The organism is Methanospirillum sp., assembly GCF_035406105.1.
GTDB lineage: Archaea > Halobacteriota > Methanomicrobia > Methanomicrobiales > Methanospirillaceae > Methanospirillum.
This window is the reverse complement of sequence record NZ_DAONKG010000367.1, coordinates 1-1,257: the sequence shown is the minus strand read 5'-3', so window position 1 is coordinate 1,257 and position 1,257 is coordinate 1. Positions and strand designations below refer to the sequence as shown.

Here is a 1,257-nt window from a genome sequence, read left to right as displayed (position 1 = left end):
AAAGAAAACCCGGCGAGAGGGAGGAGAAATTGCCCGAAGTTCTCTATCCTGAGGTGACATCCCCGGTAACCTCCCGGATTAGGCGTATCAGTTCAGGTTCGGCCAGATCTCTTGGACGGGGGGAGGAAACCTGGATCTCCTTCCTGACAAATGATGGCCTTTGTGAGAGAATGATGATCCGATCCCCCAGATATACAGCCTCATCAGGATTATAGGTCACAATAAAAAAAGTAGTGCCAAGTGTATCCCGTATCCGGATTACTTCATCCTGCAGTTCATGCCGGGAGAAAGGATCAAGTGCACTAAACGGCTCATCCATGAGGAGAATCTCAGGTTCTATTGCGAGAGCTCGGGCAACCGCAACCCGCTGTTTCATTCCGCCGGATAACTGATGGGGGAGGACGTTCGCAAACTCTTCCATGTGTACAAGAGAGAGCAGCCCATGGACCTTTAGTGCAATCTGCTCCTTTGAGATCTTCCGGACTTTCATACGAAGACCATACGCAATATTGTCATATACCGAGAGCCAGGGAAAAAGACCATGTTCCTGGAATACCATTGCAGTGTGACCAAGTTGAAAGGCATTTCCCTCACTCCCACAGACAACCCCGGAATCAGCTGATTCAAGTCCTGACAGGATACGAAGTATCGTTGATTTCCCACATCCAGAAGGTCCCATGAGGCAGACTATCTCTCCTTTATTGATAAAACAGGAGATGTCTGATATTGCCTGAAATTGTGCCTGTTCATCACGAAATTGTTTCGATATCCCCTTAAGAACCAGAACCTGCATTATTCCTTCCCCTGCCAGCCAAAGAATTTCTTCTGTCCGATTCTGAAGATATAATCTGATACGATGCCAATCACACCAATGACAATCATACCCGCAACGATGACCTGTATCTGTCCCAGATTATACGCAAACATAATCAGATATCCTAGTCCAGTACTCGTTCCAGGAAGCATTTCAGCCGCAACAAGACACATCCATGCAACACCAAACGCCAGTCGAAGCCCGGTCCAGATAGATGGCAATGTCCCGGGAATTACTACCGTTTTGAATTTTTCTAAAGTGGTAGCTCCCAGTGTTTGAGCTACCTCAAGCCACCTGATTCTGATACTCCTGACTCCTTCTATGGTGCTGATAAAAACCGGAAAGAACGAACCGATGAAGATGATAAAGATGAGAGAGCCAAATCCAATCTTAAACCAGGCGATTGCGAGAGGCATCCAGGCAATCGGGGGAACCGGCCGGAG

Annotated in this window: 2 protein-coding genes; both read right to left on the bottom strand. The window is 47.7% G+C overall.

Going from position 1 to position 1,257, the window contains the following annotated elements; genetic code table 11:
• Positions 1-43: 43 nt before the first annotated feature.
• Positions 44-793, bottom strand: a complete 750-nt coding sequence (locus PLA23_RS13545) for an ABC transporter ATP-binding protein (RefSeq protein WP_324475560.1) — start codon at positions 791-793, stop codon at positions 44-46.
• Positions 793-1,257, bottom strand: a 465-nt coding sequence (locus PLA23_RS13540; RefSeq protein ID WP_324475559.1) for an ABC transporter permease, incomplete at its 5' end; no start/stop codon positions are given. The genes PLA23_RS13545 and PLA23_RS13540, both read right to left, overlap by 1 nt.

Coding starts and splice junctions, on each gene's coding strand:
- PLA23_RS13545 (WP_324475560.1), bottom strand. CDS start 793: ATGCAGGTTCTGGTTCTTAAGGGGATATCGAAACAATTTCGTGATGAA.